General features: G+C 55.9%; 17 protein-coding genes. 6 read left to right on the top strand and 11 right to left on the bottom strand.

Translation table 11 applies throughout. The features are described from left to right. Positions 1 to 25 precede the first annotated feature (25 nt). Genes ACFIO0_RS20990 through ACFIO0_RS21010 form a run of 5 tightly spaced genes read left to right on the top strand, consistent with a single transcriptional unit; the run spans position 26 to position 4,485 of the window. Positions 26 to 952: a branched-chain amino acid ABC transporter permease gene (locus ACFIO0_RS20990; RefSeq protein ID WP_390915395.1), complete on the top strand. Its 927-nt coding sequence runs from the start codon at positions 26 to 28 to the stop codon at positions 950 to 952. Next, positions 949 to 1,893 (top strand): branched-chain amino acid ABC transporter permease, encoded by a 945-nt coding sequence (locus ACFIO0_RS20995; RefSeq protein ID WP_390915396.1) that lies wholly within the window; start codon positions 949 to 951, stop codon positions 1,891 to 1,893. The genes ACFIO0_RS20990 and ACFIO0_RS20995 overlap by 4 nt, the downstream gene beginning before the upstream one ends. Next, a complete protein-coding gene (locus tag ACFIO0_RS21000) occupies positions 1,881 to 2,615 on the top strand; it encodes an ATP-binding cassette domain-containing protein (RefSeq protein ID WP_390915397.1) in 735 nt (244 codons plus the stop codon). Before ACFIO0_RS20995 ends, ACFIO0_RS21000 begins: the two co-directional genes overlap by 13 nt. Continuing rightward, a complete protein-coding gene (locus ACFIO0_RS21005; protein WP_390915398.1) occupies positions 2,602 to 3,297 on the top strand; it encodes an ATP-binding cassette domain-containing protein in 696 nt (231 codons plus the stop codon). The genes ACFIO0_RS21000 and ACFIO0_RS21005 overlap by 14 nt, the downstream gene beginning before the upstream one ends. A gap of 21 nt (positions 3,298 to 3,318) precedes the next feature. Continuing rightward, on the top strand, positions 3,319 to 4,485 hold the full coding sequence (locus ACFIO0_RS21010; protein ID WP_390915399.1) for an amidohydrolase family protein: 1,167 nt from the start codon (positions 3,319 to 3,321) through the stop codon (positions 4,483 to 4,485). Here ACFIO0_RS21010 and ACFIO0_RS21015 read toward each other — a convergent pair. From ACFIO0_RS21015 to ACFIO0_RS21060, 10 genes are all read right to left on the bottom strand, one after another. Next, on the bottom strand, positions 4,478 to 4,912 hold the full coding sequence (locus tag ACFIO0_RS21015) for a MarR family transcriptional regulator (protein WP_390915400.1): 435 nt from the start codon (positions 4,910 to 4,912) through the stop codon (positions 4,478 to 4,480). The genes ACFIO0_RS21010 and ACFIO0_RS21015 overlap by 8 nt on opposite strands. Positions 4,913 to 4,966: 54 nt before the next feature. Further along, positions 4,967 to 5,551 carry an amino acid synthesis family protein gene (locus ACFIO0_RS21020; RefSeq protein ID WP_390915401.1) on the bottom strand — a complete coding sequence of 195 codons (585 nt, stop codon included), beginning with the start codon at positions 5,549 to 5,551 and terminating at the stop codon, positions 4,967 to 4,969. After that, positions 5,548 to 6,129, bottom strand: coding sequence for an amino acid synthesis family protein (locus tag ACFIO0_RS21025; RefSeq protein WP_390915402.1), 582 nt, complete (start codon positions 6,127 to 6,129; stop codon positions 5,548 to 5,550). The genes ACFIO0_RS21020 and ACFIO0_RS21025 overlap by 4 nt, the downstream gene beginning before the upstream one ends. Next, positions 6,122 to 6,982: a UPF0280 family protein gene (locus ACFIO0_RS21030; RefSeq protein ID WP_390915403.1), complete on the bottom strand. Its 861-nt coding sequence runs from the start codon at positions 6,980 to 6,982 to the stop codon at positions 6,122 to 6,124. Before ACFIO0_RS21030 ends, ACFIO0_RS21025 begins: the two co-directional genes overlap by 8 nt. Beyond that, positions 6,982 to 8,463 carry a 6-hydroxynicotinate reductase gene (locus ACFIO0_RS21035; protein WP_390915404.1) on the bottom strand — a complete coding sequence of 494 codons (1,482 nt, stop codon included), beginning with the start codon at positions 8,461 to 8,463 and terminating at the stop codon, positions 6,982 to 6,984. Before ACFIO0_RS21035 ends, ACFIO0_RS21030 begins: the two co-directional genes overlap by 1 nt. Then, entirely contained in the window at positions 8,456 to 11,170 is a 2,715-nt protein-coding gene (locus ACFIO0_RS21040) for a molybdopterin cofactor-binding domain-containing protein (RefSeq protein ID WP_390915405.1), read from the bottom strand. Before ACFIO0_RS21040 ends, ACFIO0_RS21035 begins: the two co-directional genes overlap by 8 nt. Continuing rightward, entirely contained in the window at positions 11,167 to 11,997 is an 831-nt protein-coding gene (locus ACFIO0_RS21045) for an FAD binding domain-containing protein (protein WP_390915406.1), read from the bottom strand. Before ACFIO0_RS21045 ends, ACFIO0_RS21040 begins: the two co-directional genes overlap by 4 nt. A 325-nt stretch (positions 11,998 to 12,322) precedes the next feature. Next, complete coding sequence (locus tag ACFIO0_RS21050) at positions 12,323 to 12,691, bottom strand: hypothetical protein (protein WP_390915407.1); 369 nt, start codon at positions 12,689 to 12,691, stop codon at positions 12,323 to 12,325. Continuing rightward, positions 12,688 to 13,596, bottom strand: coding sequence for a ChaN family lipoprotein (locus ACFIO0_RS21055; RefSeq protein ID WP_390915408.1), 909 nt, complete (start codon positions 13,594 to 13,596; stop codon positions 12,688 to 12,690). The genes ACFIO0_RS21050 and ACFIO0_RS21055 overlap by 4 nt, the downstream gene beginning before the upstream one ends. Further along, positions 13,593 to 14,069 (bottom strand): invasion associated locus B family protein, encoded by a 477-nt coding sequence (locus ACFIO0_RS21060; RefSeq protein WP_390915409.1) that lies wholly within the window; start codon positions 14,067 to 14,069, stop codon positions 13,593 to 13,595. The genes ACFIO0_RS21055 and ACFIO0_RS21060 overlap by 4 nt, the downstream gene beginning before the upstream one ends. Before the next feature lie 90 nt (positions 14,070 to 14,159). Between ACFIO0_RS21060 and ACFIO0_RS21065 the strand changes: the two genes are divergently transcribed. After that, positions 14,160 to 15,446: a filamentous hemagglutinin N-terminal domain-containing protein gene (locus ACFIO0_RS21065; RefSeq protein ID WP_390915410.1), complete on the top strand. Its 1,287-nt coding sequence runs from the start codon at positions 14,160 to 14,162 to the stop codon at positions 15,444 to 15,446. 35 nt (positions 15,447 to 15,481) lie between these two features. On the opposite strand, the gene ACFIO0_RS21070 is transcribed toward ACFIO0_RS21065, so the two are convergent. Then, positions 15,482 to 16,833, bottom strand: a protein-coding gene (locus ACFIO0_RS21070; RefSeq protein WP_390910864.1) for an IS3 family transposase whose coding sequence is annotated in 2 segments (ribosomal slippage) — positions 15,482 to 16,497 and positions 16,497 to 16,833 — 1,353 coding nt in all. Because the reading frame shifts where the segments join, the coding sequence is not laid out codon by codon here. Positions 16,834 to 16,919 lie beyond the last annotated feature (86 nt).

Consider the following 16,919-nt stretch of genomic DNA (forward strand, 5'->3'; position numbering starts at 1 on the left):
AACACGTTAGATAGGCGGACCAACCATGGAATTTGGGCCTCACTTGATGCTCGCCTCCCTCGAGGGGGCGGTCATCGCGTCCATTCTTGCGCTCACTGCAATGGGCCTCAGCATCGTTTTTGGTGTGATGCGCGTGGTGAACGTGGCGCACGGCGAATTCTTTATGCTGGGCGCTGTCATCGCGTGGTGGGTCGCCTCGCACGTCGGTGGTCACGCGGCGTTCGGGTTTCTAGCCGCGCTGATTATCGCGCCGCTGTTTGTCGGTGCGATGGCTGCTGGCGTGGATCGTTTGATCCTGAAACGCATCGAATATGATCCGGATCGCACGATCGTCGGAACCATCGGTGTGCTCTACATTATCCAGCAAACCACGCTGATGACCTTTGGACCTGATGCGCGTCCGGTCGAGGCACCGTTCAACACGCGGCTTGCCTTGCCGTGGTTTGAATGGGGCGAAAACGGCTTTGCGATGTTCTGGCCTTGGGGGCTCAGCACGACCAGTTACAAGCTGTTTGTGATCGTCGCCGCCGCCGTTATTCTGCTCGCACTTTGGATGTTGATCACTCGCACAAAGCTGGGATTGATCATGCGCGCGACACAACAAGACAGCGAAACGGCGCAGGCCTTTGGCGTGCCTGTTGGACGTGTGTACAGTTGGGTTTTCGGGTTGGGCGCAGGGCTGGCCGCGATTGGCGCCGTTCTGGTGGTACCGATCCAACAGGCGCATTATCTGATGGGTCATGATCCGTTGTTGCTGTCATTTATTGTCGTCATCATCGGCGGTCTCGGCAGTCTGCCAGGCACTGTAATCGCGGCGTTCCTGATCGGCATGAGCGACGGCATCATCTCGGTCTTTTTCTCGCCCACCCTGGCCAAAATTTTCGCAACATTGCTGGTGGCGATGGTGCTGGTGTTCCGGCCTCAGGGACTGATGGGGAGGCGCGCGCCGTGACCGCATCACGCAAATCGATGGGCCTGCACTTGGGTGTTCTGGTCGTTTTGGCGGCGTTGTTTTTCATTTTACCGCCTTATCACACGGGCAACATGGCGCGGATCATGGTGCTGGCGATCTACGCGATGGGGTACAATTTTCTGTTTGGCTACACAGGGCTATTAAGCCTTGGACACGCGTTGTTTTTTGCCGCTGGCATGTACGGGTTTGGCATGACGGTGACACAATTGGGCCTGCCTGTGCCTGTGGCATTTGCGTTCGGTATTTTGGCTGCCGCTGTAGTGTCGTTGTTCATTGGCTTGCTGGCGCTGCGCACGTCAGGGGTCGCGTTTATGATCGTGACGTTGATGTTCGCCCAAGCGGGATATCTGACGATCCTGTACTTTGGCGAATACACGCGCGGCGACGAAGGATTTGTGATCAAGCAGGCGCAGCGGACCGTCGCTGGCATCGATCTGACCAGCGAAGGCGGGCGATACGGCGCGGCGTTTATACTGTTTGCGATTTGCTTTTTGCTGCTGGCGCGATTGGTGCAATCCCCCTTTGGGCGCACGCTGATTGCCATTCGCGAAAACGAAGAACGCACGCGCATGTTGGGCTATGATGCCACCCGTTTGAAATTGCAGGCGATCGTGGTTTCAGGCGCTGTGTCGGGCATGGGCGGGGCAACGTATGCGTTGCTGTTCGGCTATGTGGGCGCGACATTTGCAACTGTGCAGTATTCGATTTTTCCATTGTTGTGGGTGCTTTTGGGCGGGGCAGGGACCACAGTTGGCCCGCTGATTGGTGTGCTCTTTATGTTCTATTTGATCGACATTTCCAGCAGCTACACCGACGCGTACATGTTGATCGCCGGTGTGGTTTTGGTGCTGCTAACCATGTTCGCGCCCCAAGGACTGGCCGGTGAACTGCGCAAACGGGTGATGCCATGGCTACCGTAAATATCCTCCACACAAGTGGATTAACCAAGACGTATGCGGGTATCAAAGCCAACACTGACGTCGATTTCGAATTGGCGCAGGGCAAGATTACCGCGCTTATTGGTCCCAATGGTGCTGGCAAATCGACCTTTGTCGGCATGGTGTCTGGCCGCATCGAAGCAACGCGGGGGCAGGTGTTTTTTGAAGGCAAAGACATCAGCAAACTGCCGGCGCACAAACGAATTCAGCTCGGGATTGCGTATACCTTTCAGATCACTTCGGTTTTTCCGGGGCTGACGTTGCACGAAAATGTGGCCCTGGCTGCCCGCCGTGCGCTGCGTGGTGACGAGACCGCGGTTGATACCAAAGTGCGCTCAGTTTTGACGCGTGTTGGTTTGGGCGAACGGGCAAATCAAATCGCCGGTGATCAAAGTTATGGCCATCAACGCCTGCTGGAAATCGCGATGGGTTTGGCACAAGATCCCAAAGTGTTTATTCTGGACGAGCCGACCCAAGGGTTGGCTGAATCCGAAGTGCAGGACTTTATCCAGTTGATGAAGTCGCTCGCGGGCGAGGTCACGATCCTACTGATCGAACACAACATGACTGTGGTTATGGAAACGGCGGATCACATCACCGTGCTGGATCAAGGCATGGTTTTGGCCAATGGAACACCGTCCGAAATTCACGAAAACGCAGCGGTCCAAGCGGCCTATTTGGGGACAACAGATGCTGAAGATTAAGCATATCGACGTCGCTTATGGCCAAGTGAAAACGCTGTTTGATGTGTCGTTGACGGTTGGTGCCGGCGAAATTCTGTGCCTGCTCGGACGCAACGGTGCGGGCAAAACCACAACGCTGAAATCGATCATGGGTCAGCTGCCGTTGTCTGCGGGAAAGATTACTTTGGACGGCGAAACGCTGAGCGATTTGCCACCACATGAAATCCCGAAACGTGGCGTCGGGTACATCCCGCAAGGGCGGCGTTTGTTTCCTGAATTGTCCGTATCCGAAAATATCGAGATCGGCCTGATGGCGCGCAAACAAGGCCGTGACACCCGCGAATGGGTGCTGGATTTGTTCCCTCGTTTGCGTGAACGACTTAAGCAACAAGCAGGTACGTTGTCGGGTGGCGAGCAACAGATGTTGGCCACCGCCCGCGCGCTTTGCTTGCGGCCCAAAGTGTTGATGCTGGACGAGCCTACAGAAGGTTTGCAACCATCAATGATCGTGCTGATCCGTGATGTCATCACCAAAATGCGCGCCGAAGGTATTGCGATTATTCTTGTAGAACAACGGGTTGATGCGGTTCTATCGATTGCGGATCGCGTGGCGTTTATCGAAAATGGCAAAAGCGTCGAAACCACAGATGCGGCTAGCCTGCGGGCTGACCCGGCCAAGCTAAAACGCTATTTGGGCGTGTGAAATTCATCAAAGGATGGGCAAATGACAGATAAATTGGTGATCAGGAATATCGGGCAAATCCTGTCGGGCAAGATGGAAGAACCGATTTTTGACGGCGACTGTTTGATCGCGATTGATGGCAAAATCAGTGCGTGGGGCGCTGAAAAAGACATGGATACCGAGGGCGCGACGACCGTGATCAATGCCCATGGCGTCACCCTCGCACCGGGTCTGATCGACAGCCACATTCACCCGGTCATTGGCGACTACACCCCGCGCCAACAGCAATTGCACTGGATCGATTCCACCCTGCACGGCGGCGTCACGACATTGATTTCAGCAGGCGAAGTCCACATGCCGGGCCGTCCAAAAGACATCATCGGCCTCAAGGCGATGGCGATCGCGGCGCAGCGTTGGTACGAAAATTTTCGCCCTTCGGGGATGAAAGTTCACGCCGGCGCGCCGGTGATCGAACACGGCATGGTCGAGCAGGATTTCAAAGACCTCGCAGAGGCGGGCGTGACCCTGTTGGGTGAAGTTGGACTGGGCACCGTCAAGGACGGTAAAACCGCCAAAGAAATGGTCGGTTGGGCGCGCAAATACGGCATTCAAAGCACGATCCACACTGGTGGCCCTTCGATCCCCGGCTCGGGTTTGATCGACGCGGACATGGTCATGGAAACCGGCACCGACGTGATCGGTCACATCAACGGCGGCCACTCGGCGCTGCCAGATGACCAGATCATTTGCCTGTGCGAAGGGTGCAAAGCTGCGTTCGAAATTGTGCACAACGGGAACGAGCGCGCGGCGGTCCTGACCGTGAACACAGCCCGCGAATTGGGCAAAATGGACCAGATCATTCTGGGCACCGACGGGCCTGCTGGATCGGGGGTGCAGCCGCTAGGCATTTTGCGGATGATCGCGATGCTGTCGGCATTCGGAAACGTCCCTGCCGAGATCGCGTTTTGTTTTGGCAACGGCAATACGTCGCGCCAACGCAAGCTGGACACGGGGCTGATCGAGGTCGGCAAATGCGCGGATTTTGTTCTGATGGATCAGGCGCAACATGCACCGGGCAAAACGATGCTGGAATCTGTGCAACTGGGCAATTTGCCTGGCGTCGGGATGACGGTGATCGACGGGGTTGTGTGTAGCGGACGCAGCCGCAACACGCCGCCGGCAAATCGACTGCCCGAAGTCGTTACGTGACCTTGCGCAACAGCTTGATCAGCGTCTGACGTTCGGCGTCAGTGAGCGGCTCTAACGTGTCGGCAGAAATCGCTTTGCCGATGCGGACCAGATCCGCGATCAGCGCTTCGCCTTTGTCTGTCAGCGAAATCATTGTGCGACGTTTGTCGCTTGGATCGGTTCCTGATTGGGTCAACCCTTTGGCGCGCAGCCGATCGACAACACCTTTGATTGTCGCGACATCCATCGCAGCCAAACGCCCCAAATGGTTCTGGGAAACACGGCCTTGTTCAGACACGCGCAGCAGCGTCGTGAACTGCGTTGGCGTCAGGTTTTCAATTGCGTGCGCTTGGAAAATCGCGGCATGCCGTTGGCTGGCCAGCCGCAGCAAGTACCCGATTTGGTCGTCCAGTTTGTAGGAATTTTGCGCAGATACGGTGTCAGTCATGCAGTTGCATAGCCTGATGCCAACCGCATGCACAACCGTTAATGGCCGGTTTTCTTACCGTAAACCGTCTTTGCCTTGGGCGTCTTCGTGCTCTAATCCGCCGACGCGCGGCAAGGGACGGCCGCTATCGGTGACTGCCACCGCAACCATGATTTCGTTGGCGCGCGGTGCGTCATTCAGGCTGACTTCGATACCGTCGAAATGGCTGCGCACGTAGGCGGCATCCTTGTGTCCAAGCGGCACATCTAACACTTGCCCCGGTGATCCCATCTTTTTCGAGGACGGGACCAAAGCCGCCCCTTTTTCCACAGCAACACGCAAAGGCGCTCCGAGTTTTGGGTGGAGGATTGCGGCGGCATGTTCCAGCTCGCCGTTTTCGCCGACCATTGCGGATTTGCCGTAGCTTTCCACTTGCTCCGGGGTGATCCCCAGCGCGCTGACACATTTTTCGCCCAGCAGCGCGCCCAGTTCTGCACCGATGTCCATCAGCTGCGAAAGGTCTTCTTGGTAGACGCCGGCGAACGGGTTTTCGATCACCGCGACGGCCACAGCCTTGCGGGTCGCGGGTGAAATGTCGCGCCCGATTTCGCGGTGCGTTTCCTCGATGTTTACAGCAATTTTGCGGATGTTGGCGATCATCTGAGGCCATCCTTTCCAGTGATGTCTGCGGCGGCCAATCCGCCTGCGCGATTGTGGATGCGCGCACCTGTGCTCATGACCAGTGCCAGCGCGAGTTCACTTGCGCGCGGGGCGTCGTTGGCCCCGACTTCCATCGAGTCAAAGTGGCTGCGCACGTAGGATGCGTTGATGTGCGTGATCGGAATGTCCAAGCGTCCGCCGACACCCACGACCTTTTTCGAGGACGGCACAATCGCGTTTGCATCGCCCAACAGTTCGCGCATCGCATACCCACCTGGGGCATGCCAAAGTGCACCGTGTTCCAGTTCACCTGCGGCACCGATCATCGCGCCTTTGCCGTAGCCTTCGATGGCATCAGTACCGCCCAACAGGTCCAACAGTTTTTGCGCCATGGACAGGCCAAGCGGTTTGAGGTCTTCCATGAACCCTTGGATTTCGGGTTCATAGCGACCGGCAAACGGGTTTTCGATGATGGCCAGAACGGCGGCGCGGCGTTGCGGAATGTCCGCGCGTGGCCCGCCTTCGTGATAGACCTCTTCGACCGAGGTCAGCAGTTTGCGTAGTTTGACGTCAGGCATGTTCTGGGGTCCTTTGAAGGCGAAAGAGCTGGGAAGTGCGTGTGGCGACGTTGGCCCCTTGCAGGAACAATGCAGCACCACAAATCAGGTGTTTGGCGCGAAAATTCTCTGCGGTTTTGAGCCCCGCCGCAAGGGCAGAATTCTGATCGTCTTGCGCAAGGCGTTCGCAGTTGGTCACGACCAAACGGTCGCCTAGATCTGAGGTCTCGTCGATATCACAAGCCGGCATTCTGGTTACGTTCGGGTGCTTTGGCAGATCGACGGCGTTCGCGATCAAGGTTGCTGCGACGTCTGCGGTGGCGGCTGATTTGGCCAGAACCGTCACGCTGTCGGCGATGCCCAAGGAATGACTGCGCCCATGCCGCCCGCTGGTTGCGATGCCACGAACGGTGTCGGTGTCTTTGATCGTGATGCGCCCCAGTGCCGAGCCGTCATGCCCGGTCATCGCGGTGGTAAAATGTTGACCCGCCCCAAGGTGGATCGCGATGTCGCCGCCGTTGTTGACATAGGCGCGCGACAGTTCGGCGTGTGCGGTCATCGCTGTTAGGATCGTATCAGCCACACCGCCAGCAACAGCCGCCATGCACGTCACAAACCGGTCCTGCGCAAACGGGCGTGCGGCGGCATCCATGCGTTTGGCGATCTGACCCTGAGGGTGGGCTCTGTCGCGGGTTAAGGGGCGGCGCAGATCTGAAATTTCTTTCATCAATTCTTGTAGCACGGTTTCGAAACGGGTCCGTGCTGCGCGAAAAGCCGCAGTGCGATCCCCGTCCGCACCGATGATTAGATCGATAGGTCCGTGCTGCAAATGCAGGCGCGTGCCACAGGGCAAAATATGTGCTTGTGCGCCCATCAGGGGGTCTTGTCCGACCAGCGATAGTTGGCGGGGGCCATCGGATCGTGGCCCTTGCTGGCCTGCGGGATCTTGCGAGACGGGCCAGATATGTCCGCCACCTTGCGCACCTCGTCCATGTGCCCGCCCAAGGCCGCATAGTCGCTTAGCCGCATTGAAAATTCGACGGGTGCCACCAAAGCAGGGGTCGGCACGTAGCCGAACGACATCGCGGGCATGTCCAACACATCGACCATCACGGTGATGCCGCCGCCGGGCCAAACGTAGGTCTGCGCACCGCCACACGACACGTGAGTCAACGCATCTTTGACCGAGCGGGTCAGGCGCACGGGATTCTCTGTCACGCCGGATCGCAGGCTGCCACCGGCACCACCCATGAACAGAACCGAGCAAATTGAAGGTTCGCAGTTTTCCGCGATCCGCTCGGCCGAGGCGAGGACAGCGGGCGGCATTTCAGCACGTTGCGGCACCAGATCAGCGTCCAGTTCGTAGTAGGCAAACTGCTCGCCCGTGGTCGAAACCATCAGCAGACGTTGGCCAGCCCACGCGACTTTGGGGTTGTAGGGGCCAAGGATCGACAGCGGGTCCTGGATGTCCGTGCCGCCCCAGCCGGTGCCGGGTTCGGCGACTTGGAAATAGCGGCCGGGCGTCGAACGGCGTCCTTTGATCTTGATCCCTGTTGGCGGGATATCAAGCATTTTGCCCGCTTGATGTTCTGACAAAACACCGGTGATGTGGTCATCCACAACCACAACGTCATCGACGTGATCGCGCCATTGTTTGGCGAACATTCCGATGGTTGCGGACCCACACCCAACGCGCATCAATTTTTCCGGCGCACCGTCAATGATCGGCGCTTGGCCGGCTTGGACCGTAACGCTGACAGCGTGGTCATCTTCGCCAATCACCAGTTCAACAGCTTGCACGTTGCACAGCCGCAGCAAGGCATCGCAGGTCACGCGCCCTTCTTTTTTGGACCCGCCTGTCAGGTGATCAACCCCACCCAATGACAGCATTTTTGATCCGTATTCGGTTGTCATCACATGCCCGACCGGTTCGCCGTCTACCCGTACAATATCGCGTTCGTTGCCAATGTGACGGTCCGTGTCGATCTTGATTTTAACGCCGCAGTACGAAAATATCCCTTCGGTCACGACGGTCACCATGTCGACGCCGTCGATCTCTTGGCTGACGATAAACGGGGCCGGTTTGTAGTCGGGATAGGTCGTGCCCGCGCCGACTGCTGTCACAAATGTACGTTCGCCTTTGACGATGTCGCCGTTCCATTCAAGGTCGTCGTCGGGCAAAAACGGCACCAGTTTTTGATCAGTGCCATGCAAAATCGTCAACGGGTCTAGCCGCACCAAATCGCCGCCATGATTTGCGTAACGATCACAAGCTCCGATCTTGCCATCCGCGATAAAGCACATCACAGGGCAGGCGTCGCAGCGGATTTTTTCAGGTTTTACACGATCATTCATTGCTCAAACCTTTGATGGCTGCGCGCACACGATCCGGTGTCGCAGGCACGGTTGTGATCCGCGCGCCAGTGGCGTTGTAGATCGCGTTCAGGATGGCGGGTGCGGTCGGTATTAACACGTGTTCGCCCAAGCCCTTGGCCCCGTAGGGCCCGTGCGCATCCGGTTCTTCGATGATGATCGTTTGCACCGGCGGCATGTCCCCGATTGTGGGGATCAGGTAGTCGTGCAGGTTTTCGGTGCGTCCGGGAATGTATTCTTCCATCAGCGCCATGCCCAGCCCTTGGGCAATGCCGCCCTCGACCTGGCCTTCGACCAACATCGGATTGATCGCCTGACCGACGTCGTGGGCCGCGACAAATTTGACAGGTTTGACAGTGCCATAGGCCGTGTCGACATCCACGATAACAAGGTGGGCTGCATATCCGAATTGCGCGTAGGGTTCGCCTTGGCCATTTTCATCCAGCGGTTTGGTCGGCGGATCATAGGTTTCAATTGCGCGCAGAACGTAGCCTTCTGAATCGGGGGTTAGGGTCAACAGATCAAAGGATTGCTCGTCAGCTTTGATGCACCCTTCGCCAATGGTCAGCGTTGTGTCGGGGCCTGCGTTCATTTTGGACAGGATCAGCGCGCGCAACGCCTCGCCGGACAACCGTGCGGCATTGCCTGAAACGTAGGTCTGGCGCGAGGCTGATGTTTTGCCCGCATCCGGTGTCACGTCGGTGTCGGGGCCGATCAGTTCGATCTGCGAAACGGGCACGCCAAGGGCTGTGGCAAAGATTTGCGCGATGACGGTGTTGGCGCCTTGGCCGATGTCCATCGCGCCCTGGTGTAGCACAACTGTGCCGTCTGCGCGGATGCCCGATTTGATGGTCGACGGATTTGGCAGTGACGTGTTGCCACAGCCGTACCAGCCCGCCGCGATGCCGACCCCGCGTTTGACGGTGGCGCTCTGCGCGTTGAAATCTTGGGCGGCGCGGTTTTCGGCGGTCCATGGCGCACGTAACGCTTTGAGGCAGGCTTTGATGCCGACGCCTTGGTTAAACACTTGCCCGCAGACAGTGGGCGCGCCGTTTTCGAGCGCGTTGAGAATGCGGAATTCCAAGGCGTCCATGCCCAGTTTTTCCGCCAAGCTGTCGAACAGGCTTTCTTGTGCGATTGCAGACTGTGGTACGCCAAACCCGCGAAACGCGCCCGCAGGCGGGTTGTTGGTGTGAATTCCTTTGGATTCAGCACGATAGTCGGCGATCTGATAGGGGCCAGAGGCATGCACAGGCACGCGATTGGCGACGGTTGGACCCCAGCTGGCGTAAGCACCTGTGTCGAAAAGCCCGAGGAAATCAAAGCCGGTGATCTTGCCGGATTTGTCCGCCCCAATCCGCAGCGTGATGTCAGAGGGGTGCCGTTTTGTCGTGCTCTGCATCGATTCCGTGCGGCTGTAGGTTAGACGCACGGGCTTGCCGGTTTTCAGCGTTGCAAGGGCCAGATAGGGCTGCACACTGATGTCCAGCTTTGATCCAAAACCACCGCCAACACCGGTTGGAATGATCCTGATTTGTGATCGTTCCAAACCCAAGATGACTTCGAGCGCCTCAAGATCCATCACTGGCGCTTGGGTGCATGCATGAATTTCAACGCGCCCGTTTACCATTTGCGCAAAGCCGGCTTCGGGTTCGATGTAGGCGTGTTCGACAAAGCCGCTTTTGTAGTGCCCTGTGACAGATATTTCCGCGTTGTCCACGGTTTTGGCCGCGTCACCGCAGGCAACAAATCCGCCGCACATGACGTTCTGCGCGCGCCCGTCGTGAAGCGGCGCTTGGGCGGTGTGCAGGGCTGCGTGCACGTCTTGGACCGCGTCCAGCTCGGTCCATGAAACGGGGAAATTATCTGGTGACAAAAGCCGTAGTGCGTCGGATGTGCCGATCACTGCCGCCACTGCTTCGCCTCGAAAACGGGTTTCGGTTTCGGCAAATACAGGTTGGTCGACAAAGGCGGGGATGACCCCAAACGCGTTTTGTCCTTGGATATCCGACGCCGTCAGTGTGGCGACGAGGCCCTCGTTCGCATGTACAAATGCCGCCAAATTGCCCAGTTCAAATCGTGCACGCGGGTAGGGGGAGCGGATGATCAACAGCTCAAGCGTGCCAGCTGGTGCCACGTCATCGCCAAATGCCTCGGTGCCTGCGGTTTTGCCTGAACCGTCCAACCGGCGGATGGAATCCCCGACCAGTCCGGTCGTGTCCCGCGCAAAGGCGGCCTTGCCCATCACCGCGTCGATGATTTTGCGATAACCCGTGCAGCGGCATAAAACACCACCCAATGCGTCTTTGACTTGGTCCTCGTTTGGATGCGGCGTTGTGCGCAACAACGCGACGGCTGCGACCATCATTCCCGGCGTGCAAATTCCGCATTGCGCCGCCCCATGGTCTTGAAAACGCTCGGCAAGCTGCGCCGCGATCGGGTCATCACCGTGCAATCCGCGCAGGGTTTCGACAGTCTTGCCAGCGACCTGCTGGGACGGGGTCAGGCAGGCGCAAACCGGCGCGCCGTCAATCAAAACCGTGCAGGCGCCGCAATCACCGGCGTTACAACCGATCTTGACGTCGCGCGCGCCCAGGCGTTCGCGCAGCGTTTCTGACAGGCGTTCGCCAACATTTGGGGTCACGCTGATTGCACGGCCATCAAGGTTGAATTCGGTTGTCTGTGTCATGCCAATGCCGCCCGTTTGATCGCGCGTACGCATTGTTCGGCCACAACATCCAGACGGAATTCACCGCTACCACGAACATCATCGATCGGGGACAAGGGGGCCAGATGGTGCCGCGCAACGTGCACGTCTTGTGGGGTTTTGCCAATTAAACTGGCCTCAAGATCGGGGAGGCGTTGCGCCACTGCCGAACAGGCACCAACCGCGACACGGGCCTGTGCAATTTTGCCTGCGTCATCGCATGTGATTTGAGCGGCGGTCATCGTGATCGAGATCACCAGATATCTGCGGCTGCCTAGCTTTTCAAAAGCGGATTTCGCATTCGCATCCGGGTTCGTGACCAGCACGGCTGTGACCAATTCGTCGGCTTGCAGCTCGGTTGAACGTGGTCCTGTGATAAAGTCACCGAGCGGCATGATCCGTGGCCCGCGTGCAAGGCTGCTCACTTCGAGTGACGCATCCAGCGTTAAAAGCGGCGGCACCCCATCAGCGGCTGGCGATGCGTTGCAAAGGTTGCCACCAATCGTGCCAGAGTTTTGGATTTGCACGCTGCCGACTTCGCGCGCGGCCTGTTTCAGCGCATCAAAAGCTGCAGGCAGATTTGCGTTGATGATCTGCGTCCAATTGACGGCAGCACCGATACGGATGTGATCGTCTAAATGGGCGATGCTGGTCAGGTCGGGAATGCGCGTCACGTCTAACAGGTTTTGTGGCGGACGCCCTTGACGGCTGGCGGGGTACACATCCGTGCCGCCGGCGATCACCGTTTGGTGCGCCTTTGCTGCCAATGTCAAAGCAGAGGCTAAATCGGTCGGACTGTTATAGCTCACGTGTGCCCCTGACTATCATTAGTATGCTAATGATATTGGGGTGGCGCATTTTGTCAATTGTGAATTGTATGAACGCATAATTTCTGCGGTGATCTGGAGGATCTATAATGTCGCATATGTGAAATTTGACCCGATGAATTGTAAGCCGAAGTTCGTCGTATGTGCTCAAACTGTCTTGATCTTATCTATACGCAACGAACTTGCATTTCTGAACACTGGGAAAGAATGGCCTTTTAGGCGAGTAAAGTCTGCCTCAGTTCGTACAGGCGTTTGGTTAGGAACCTGCTGCGCCGCGCATATTCAAAACTGGATACCGAGATCTTATCTACCCAAGATCAGGTGCGTAGCGTCGACAGCTATTGCCTGTGTATCGGCTGTTGATCACACGACCATTTTCGAGCGTGGCGACATAGTTGCACGTCAATATCGTGGTTTGTGTGCGATACCCCTTGGTAACAAAAACACCATTCTCGAGACTCTGGATCGGAACACGTGTTGTTGAGGTGTTTTTATAGTCCCAAACGGCTTGGGTGTTAGACTGGGATTGAGGCGCGCCAATTTTGCTCACCACTGCGGAAAGTAGCCTGCCATCAAATTGGGCCTTTCGGGCCGTAATTTCTTCTTCAGATTCAATGCAGCCGGTCAAGCCAAACGCGACCAATGCTACAGTGGCAATGTGTCGAGATTTCATCATGGGTCCTTCGGTTGGATAGGTTTTAAGCGATTACATAACGAGGTTTTCTCGAGCTTTGGCGTGAACCAAATGTAATCAAAATCCGAGAGTGGCGCAGCTACGCTGTCTTGAAATGGGGTGAGGAAATCTCCGACTTGGGCGTCGGTTTCAACCATTGTGACCACGACGGCGTCTTGGTTCGGGAAATGTCGGGGAATGCCTACAGATTTGCGCACATGCGCGGAGCCAACCATCAGGATGGTGCCGTGTTGTTTGTCAGCGCGTTCAATCATAGAGCGGGTCATATGCACGTCTCGCGCCAATTGCAGATTTGCCAGATTGTTGGCGCGTTCCTCTGTAATCAGATCACAATGGGCCTTTTTCATATGATTTGTGTAGTAGTCTAAGGTTGATTGGTTTGGGGTGGTTTGCTTGATATCACTTAAGCCCGCCAGCGCCTGCTTTTGTTCGGGATCGGTTAAATCCGCGCCTACGATATTTGCTTTAGTAGCAAATGCGGCGTCAAACATGGGGGCATAAAAGCTCCACGACGGCCAGTTAGTATCGGCCCAGTTCAGGTCGATACCCAATTCCAGCGCATATTCCGGGGCCTTTGCCCGGTAGCTTTTGACCGTTGCCGTTTGCGTGTAGTCGAGCATTTCAAAGGCGACAGTCGGATATTTACCGGCTTCAGCAAGTGCCATCAGAACAAATGCCTGACGCCTTTGGTGAGCGTTGCGCCCGTGCCGCTCGCCCAGCAGAATGTACTGTGCTTCTAAAAGAGATGCCCGCATGGTTTCAAAGGAAACAAATTGCTCCTCTGAAACCCCCCAGATTTGCCCCGCAAGCGGTGCCAGTTTATCTTCAGTATGGCCAACGTTTGCTGCCATGCAAAATGCGACGACAGATGAAAGTAAAGACTTCACTGGATCGCCTCATAGGCTTTTGTGAACCCGGCCAACGAAACAACGGGGTTCACTTCTGATTGGGCGGCGTCAAAAAAGCGAATGCTCATTTTGTTCCCTCGCTTCATTGACTTGATAAGCGAGTTTGAGAGTTTCACTCCCGCAAAACATCCATCAACATTACATATCTCAAACGGTAAGACGGCACCCTTTTGATTATCGATTTTGTATTGCCAACCAGTGCTGAGTAATATGCCTAGTGGGAATGTGATGAGGGCCGTCGGGTCATCTGATCCGTAGATTTTGAATTCCAAAATCAACCGATTTGTTGAGGCCTGAACGATCGCTTGAGACATACGGCAGCCTTGATCGCCCTCACATGTAACGCGCCAGTCACTGAAGGTTTGTGTGTCTTCAATATCTTGCGCGTGTAAGGGCAGGGCGCTTGCGAGTGTCATCCAAGCCACAAATGCAGATTTGGTTGTTTTCCACATGTTGGTAACCCGCATTGATTGAATTAAGTCTGGCGTGGAATAGCGAATTTGTAGGTATCAAGCCAGATGTATTGTGAAAAAAAATCCCGCTTGGGTCTGTCATTCCAAACTGGGGTATCCCTTCTGGGCATCTTCACGCTCTGCCTTTTTACCTTATCATCGCAGTATTCTGTTGCTCAAAGTGTCGTCACTGATGGCGGAACAAATACGAGCGTGACGGTGTCATCTGACGGGTTGATTACCGTTGGTCTTGCTCCTGCGAATTCCGCATCCATCAGCCACAACACTTTTACAAACTTCTCGGTTCAAAGCGCAGGCGTGAATTTGGACAACAGTGCAGTGGCTGCCAGCACCATTTTAAACGAGGTTACGTCAACAAATAAGACACTTATAAATGGTCCGCTGACCGTCATTGGCGCAAGGGCCGATGTGATTATTGCCAATCCAAATGGAATTGCAGTGAACGGTGGTCGTTTCCAGAACACAGGGAACTTGGCGCTGACAACCGGTACAGTGAATGTCGACACTTCTGGTGTCGTCACGTCGACAGTCAACACAGGGCGCATTGTCGTTGGACAAGATGGATTGTCGGGCACAATGGATGAGTTGGCGCTCATTTCGAAAAGCCTGCGTTTGCTGGGGGGGATTAGTTATGATCTTCCGAGTGACCAATCACATGTTAACGTCATCACCGGATCCTCAGTCACAACGATAGATCGGGACCGAGGAGGTTTGGGCGTTGATGGGGCAAATGCTTTGCCATGGGCATTGGCAACTGCAGGTACCGGTGATGCCAACGGAAATCTGATTGTGGACATTGCCAATACGGGGTCAATTTCAGCGGGCCGCATCAGTTTGACTGTGACCGATACAGGGGCTGGAGTGCGGATTGCTGGCGATCACATGGCCGCTGCTGGAGGTTTCCGATTAACGTCAACGGGCCATCTTGAGATGGCAGATACGCGTGTGACTGCAAAAGGTTCGGTCATCGTTTCAGCCGCCTCGGTGGATCTGGCATCAGCCGAAGATGCCAGGACCGAAATCCGCTCGAATGAAAGTGGCGTTGTTCTCATTGCCAATGCCGGCAGCGTGGCGCTAGGGCAATCGTCTGTGTCTGGTGTGACCACGGCTTCAGGTACATTTGCATCGGATGGTGGTGTGACTGTACGAGCCAGCGAAAATATAACTACCACTGGCACTGAGCAAAACCGAGCTTTTGTAAGTTCTACGATCGGAGAAGACTCTGACGCCGTTGCCAACAGTAACGTGGTGTTCGTTGCAGGCGGATATATTGACCTTTCAGGCTTGGATTTTGTAACGACTGACGATGTTCGAATGTGTCCGTCGTCAGGGTTTTTGGAACCAATGGCAGCTTAAGCTAAGACAGAGTTTGGCTCATCTGGTTGGTTTGATTATGCGGCGCGTTGTCTGTGATGCAAGCGTCGCGTTTCGAGCGTCTTATGTTTGATCCTTTCTCGTTGCTGTAGAATGGCTTTGTACCGTCCGAAGTAGACATCAGACGGTGTGACGTTGCTCAGGCTCTCGTGGAAGCGCCGATGATTGTAGTGATCGACGAAGGCTTCAATCTGGGCTTCGAGATCACCGGGTAGGAAGTAGTTTTCCAGCAAGATGCGGTTCTTCAAAGTCTGATGCCAACGCTCGATCTTGCCCTGGGTTTGCGGATGATACGGCGCACCGCGCGAGTGCTTCATACCTTTATTCTGCAACCATTCGGCCAGTTCCCCCGAGACGTAGCTGGAGCCGTTGTCGCTGAGCAGTCGCGGCTTGTGGACGACATGAACTTGGTCACATCCCGACGCTGCTAAAGCCAGATCCAACGTGTCAGTGACGTCGCGGGTCCGCATATTGGTGCAAAGCTTCCACGCGATGATGTAACGGCTGTAGTCGTCCAGGATCGTGCTGAGATAGAACCAGCCCCAACCGATGATCTTCAGATAGGTGAAGTCGGTCTGCCACAGCTGATTGATGGCCGTCGTTTTGTCTTTGAACTCACTGGCGGCCTTGATCACAATGAAGGCAGGACTGGTGATCAGATCGTGCGCCTTCAAGATCCGATACGTTGAAGCCTCTGATACAAAGTAGCTTTCTGTATCTGTGAACGTCACCGCCAGTTCTCGCGGTGACAACTCTGTCTCCTTCAACGCCAGTTTGACCACCTTGCGACGCACGTCGTCAGGGATGCGGTTCCAGACGTGCTTGGGCCTGGGAGACTGGTCCTGCAGCCCAGCCTCACCACGCTGGAGGTAGCGATCATACCAACGGTAGAATGTGGTGCGGGGGATACCGAGCTTGGCGAGCGTCAGGCGGGCTGACAGGTGGCTTTCTTCGACCAACCGGATGATCTCTAGTTTCTCAGATGCAGGGTATCTCATTCGGGGTCGCCCCCACCGTCGAACATGCTTTTTTTGAGAAGACGCAGTTCCAGCGTCTGTTCAGCCACCACTTCCTTCAGATCACGGGCTTCGCGGCGCAGGTCCTTAACCTCATCTGTGTTTGCAGCACGTGCCGTATCGCCAGCTAGCCGCCGTTTGCCAGCCTCCATGAAGTCCTTGGACCATTTGTAATAGATGCCCTGTGATATGCCTTCACGGCGGCACAGTTCGGCGATGCTGTCTTCTCCACGCAGACCGTCCAGGACGATCCTGATCTTCTCTTCGGATGAATAATGCTTGCGCGTGGCCCGCTTGATGTCTTTGACGATCTTCTCGCCAGGGCTTTTGCGTGTTCCAGTTGTCTGTCTCATGTCCCACTCCTCAGTGGTTACGATGAGCCAACAACTCTCTCTTATCAAATATACCTATTTGGACCCATAAGCGCTGACGTCAGACA

The organism is Pseudosulfitobacter sp. SM2401, from assembly GCF_042932805.1.
Classification (GTDB): domain Bacteria; phylum Pseudomonadota; class Alphaproteobacteria; order Rhodobacterales; family Rhodobacteraceae; genus Ascidiaceihabitans.

What these genes read in the sequence shown, in the direction of transcription:
- ACFIO0_RS20990 (WP_390915395.1), top strand. Translation starts at nt 26, where the DNA reads ATGGAATTTGGGCCTCACTTGATGCTCGCCTCCCTCGAGGGGGCGGTC.
- ACFIO0_RS21000 (WP_390915397.1), top strand. Translation starts at nt 1,881, where the DNA reads ATGGCTACCGTAAATATCCTCCACACAAGTGGATTAACCAAGACGTAT.
- ACFIO0_RS21005 (WP_390915398.1), top strand. Translation starts at nt 2,602, where the DNA reads ATGCTGAAGATTAAGCATATCGACGTCGCTTATGGCCAAGTGAAAACG.
- ACFIO0_RS21010 (WP_390915399.1), top strand. Translation starts at nt 3,319, where the DNA reads ATGACAGATAAATTGGTGATCAGGAATATCGGGCAAATCCTGTCGGGC.
- ACFIO0_RS21015 (WP_390915400.1), bottom strand. Translation starts at nt 4,912, where the DNA reads ATGACTGACACCGTATCTGCGCAAAATTCCTACAAACTGGACGACCAA.
- ACFIO0_RS21020 (WP_390915401.1), bottom strand. Translation starts at nt 5,551, where the DNA reads ATGATCGCCAACATCCGCAAAATTGCTGTAAACATCGAGGAAACGCAC.
- ACFIO0_RS21025 (WP_390915402.1), bottom strand. Translation starts at nt 6,129, where the DNA reads ATGCCTGACGTCAAACTACGCAAACTGCTGACCTCGGTCGAAGAGGTC.
- ACFIO0_RS21030 (WP_390915403.1), bottom strand. Translation starts at nt 6,982, where the DNA reads ATGGGCGCACAAGCACATATTTTGCCCTGTGGCACGCGCCTGCATTTG.
- ACFIO0_RS21035 (WP_390915404.1), bottom strand. Translation starts at nt 8,463, where the DNA reads ATGAATGATCGTGTAAAACCTGAAAAAATCCGCTGCGACGCCTGCCCT.
- ACFIO0_RS21040 (WP_390915405.1), bottom strand. Translation starts at nt 11,170, where the DNA reads ATGACACAGACAACCGAATTCAACCTTGATGGCCGTGCAATCAGCGTG.
- ACFIO0_RS21050 (WP_390915407.1), bottom strand. Translation starts at nt 12,691, where the DNA reads ATGATGAAATCTCGACACATTGCCACTGTAGCATTGGTCGCGTTTGGC.
- ACFIO0_RS21060 (WP_390915409.1), bottom strand. Translation starts at nt 14,069, where the DNA reads ATGTGGAAAACAACCAAATCTGCATTTGTGGCTTGGATGACACTCGCA.